This is a genomic window from Cupriavidus sp. WS, from assembly GCF_000395345.1.
Taxonomy (GTDB): domain Bacteria; phylum Pseudomonadota; class Gammaproteobacteria; order Burkholderiales; family Burkholderiaceae; genus Cupriavidus; species Cupriavidus basilensis_B.
Window position 1 is genome coordinate 1 of record NZ_AQPL01000469.1, and the last position, 2,690, is coordinate 2,690.

Here is a 2,690-nt window from a genome sequence, read left to right on the forward strand (position 1 = left end):
CTCGCCATCCACGTGGTGCCGGCCAACAACCCGGCCGGCAGCTTCTTTTTCCTGCTGACCGCGATGCACGGCCTGCACGTGCTGGGTGGCCTCGCCGGCTGGGCGCTCGCCATGCGCGCGCCGCCGGGCACGTTCATGGCGCGGCGCACCGCGCTGCGCATCACGCTGTGCGCGCGCTACTGGCATTTCCTGCTGGCCGTGTGGCTGGTGCTGCTGGCCGCGCTCGGCTGGCTGACGCCGGAATTCGTGCGCTTCATCTGCGGCCGCGGCTGAGCGCCGGGGCCAACGCCGAGGGAGGTAAGCCGATGTCATCGCAACCCGTTTCTTCCGCCGCCGCCGCGGGCGCGCCGGCGGCGGCCGGCTGGCGCGGGCTGGTGGCCGACTGGGGTTCCGACCAGCAGGCCTTCCGGGTGTCGTGGGGCAAGGCCATGATGTGGATCTTCCTGCTGTCCGACACCTTCATCTTCAGTTGCTTCCTGACCGGCTACATGACGGTGCGCATCGCCAACACCGTGCCGTGGCCGAATCCGAGCGAGGTCTTCGCGCTGCACGTCGGCAACGCCGAGGTGCCGCTGCTGCTGATCGCCATCATGACCTTCGTGCTGATCAGCAGCAGCGGCACGATGGCGATGGCGGTGAACTTCGCCTACCGGCGCGACCGCGCGAAATGCGCCGCGCTGATGTTCGCCACCGCGCTGTTCGGCGTGGCCTTCGTCTCCATGCAGGCCTTCGAATGGACCAAGCTGATCATGGAGGGCGTGCGCCCGTGGGGCAACCCGATGGGCGCGGCGCAGTTCGGCTCCGCCTTCTTCATGATCACCGGCTTCCACGGCCTGCACGTGAGCTGCGGCGTGGTCTACCTGCTGGTGGTGGCGACCAAGGTGCTGCGCGGGCGCTACGAGGCCGGCGGCAACTACCAGATCGTGGAGATCGCCGGGCTGTACTGGCACTTCGTGGACCTGGTGTGGGTCTTCATCTTCGCGCTGTTCTATCTCTGGTGAGGCTCGTCATGGCCACCTCGACGTCTTCCGCCGCGCCCGCCAGCCCCGAGGCCGGGCACGGCGCCCAGCACGGCCAGCAGCATCCCATCGGCCTGTACCTGAAGATCTGGGCGCTGCTGTTCGTGCTCTCCACGCTGTCCTACCTGGTGGACTACTTCCATTTCGAGGGCTACCTGCGCTGGACGCTGATCCTGCTGTTCATGGTGATGAAGGCCGGGCTGATCGTCGCCGTGTTCATGCACATGGCGTGGGAGCGGCTGGCGCTGATCTGCGCGATCCTGCTGCCGCCGCTGTGCCTGCTGGTGCTGGTCGGGCTGATGGCGGCCGAGGCCGACTACACGTTCCTGCTGCGCGGCACGTTCTTCCACTAGGGCGCGGAGGTACACTTGGCGGGTTGCCGGTCCACCAGAGGAAGCCATGCACCCTGCCACGGAAGCCATCCTGATCTACAACCAAGGCCGCGATCCCGAGCGGCTCACGCGCAAGCTGGCCGCCATCGCGGCCGATCCGTTCGCCTTCCTGCGCGGCACCAACCATCTCTACGCCGCGGCCGTGGGCGGCGAGGCGGCACTGATCGAAGCGCCCGTGACCTACGTCTGCGGCGACCTCCACCTGGAGAACCTGGGCAGCTTCAAGGGCGACAACGGCCTGGTCTACTTCGACCTCAACGACTTCGACGACGCCCTGGTCGCGCCGCTCACGGTGGACCTGGTGCGCCTGCTCTCCAGCCTGATGATCGCCGCGCCCCAGCTCGGGCTGTCGGACGCCGACGCGCGCGCCGGCGCCGAGCGCATGCTCGACACCTACGCCGCCGTGCTGGCCTCCGGCAAACCGCGCTGGGTGGAGCGCGCCACCGCCACCGGCATGGTCGCCACGCTGCTGCGCCGGGTCAAGCGCCGGCGCCGCGGCGAGCTGCTGGCCGAGCGCACCGTGCGCGGCGGCGGCAAGCGCCGCCTGCTGGTCGACGGCAAGCACGCGCTGGCGCCGCTCAAGGGCCAGCGCAAGCGCGCCGCCGCCATCCTGCGCGAGTTCGGGCAGCAGTCGAGCCACGGGCGTTTGGTCTCCGACGATGCCGCGCGCCGCATCGCCGGCGTGGGCAGCCTCGGGCTCGAGCGCTACGTGGTGCTGGCCCACAATGGCGACGACCGCGCGGCCCAGCGCCTGGTCGACATCAAGCGCGCCGCGCCCAGCGCCTGGAAGAGCATCCCGCTGCGCGCGCAGCCGCGCTGGCAGAGCGAGGCCGCGCGCGTGGTGCAGATCCAGCACGCCATGCAGGCGGCCTCGCCGGCGCTGCTGTCGGCGGTGACGATGGATGCTTCATCCTATGTGGTCAAGGGACTGCAGCCGACCGCCGACCGCGTCAACATCGGCCCGCACACCGGGCGCACGCAATTGAGGGAGGTGTTGCTGACGATGGCGCGTGTTGCCGCGTGGGCGCACCTGCGCGGCTGCGGGCATGAGGCGGCGGACCGGATCGAGCAATTGCAGGAGTTCGCGGCCGGCCGGCACTGGCGTGCGCCGGTGCTGCGGCTGGCGCGGCATGGGTGTGAGATGGCGCAGAAGCAGTGGCGGGATTTTGCGGAGGATTATCGGGTGGCGAGGGGGAGGGAGGGGAGTGGCTTAAGGTCGAAGTCGAAGGCTTGACGTCAGTTGCTTGACTTCAAAGTCAACTTCAACTTCAAAGTCAAA

The 2,690-nt window shown here is 69.2% G+C and carries 4 protein-coding genes; all 4 read left to right on the forward strand.

Going from position 1 to position 2,690, the window contains the following annotated elements; translation table 11 throughout:
- A partial coding sequence (locus K206_RS0131500) for a cytochrome c oxidase subunit 3 (protein WP_020206300.1) occupies positions 1 to 273 on the forward strand: 273 nt, incomplete at its 5' end.
- A gap of 32 nt (positions 274 to 305) precedes the next feature.
- Complete coding sequence (locus K206_RS0131505) at positions 306 to 1,001, forward strand: heme-copper oxidase subunit III family protein (RefSeq protein WP_020206301.1); 696 nt, start codon at positions 306 to 308, stop codon at positions 999 to 1,001.
- Between the two features lie 8 nt (positions 1,002 to 1,009).
- Entirely contained in the window at positions 1,010 to 1,372 is a 363-nt protein-coding gene (locus K206_RS0131510; RefSeq protein WP_020206302.1) for a cytochrome C oxidase subunit IV family protein, read from the forward strand.
- A 46-nt stretch (positions 1,373 to 1,418) separates the two neighbouring features.
- A complete protein-coding gene (locus K206_RS0131515; protein ID WP_020206303.1) occupies positions 1,419 to 2,645 on the forward strand; it encodes a DUF2252 domain-containing protein in 1,227 nt (408 codons plus the stop codon).
- The last annotated feature ends 45 nt before the right edge of the window (positions 2,646 to 2,690 follow it).

What these genes read in the sequence shown, in the direction of transcription:
- K206_RS0131505 (WP_020206301.1), top strand. Translation starts at nt 306, where the DNA reads ATGTCATCGCAACCCGTTTCTTCCGCCGCCGCCGCGGGCGCGCCGGCG.
- K206_RS0131510 (WP_020206302.1), top strand. Translation starts at nt 1,010, where the DNA reads ATGGCCACCTCGACGTCTTCCGCCGCGCCCGCCAGCCCCGAGGCCGGG.
- K206_RS0131515 (WP_020206303.1), top strand. Translation starts at nt 1,419, where the DNA reads ATGCACCCTGCCACGGAAGCCATCCTGATCTACAACCAAGGCCGCGAT.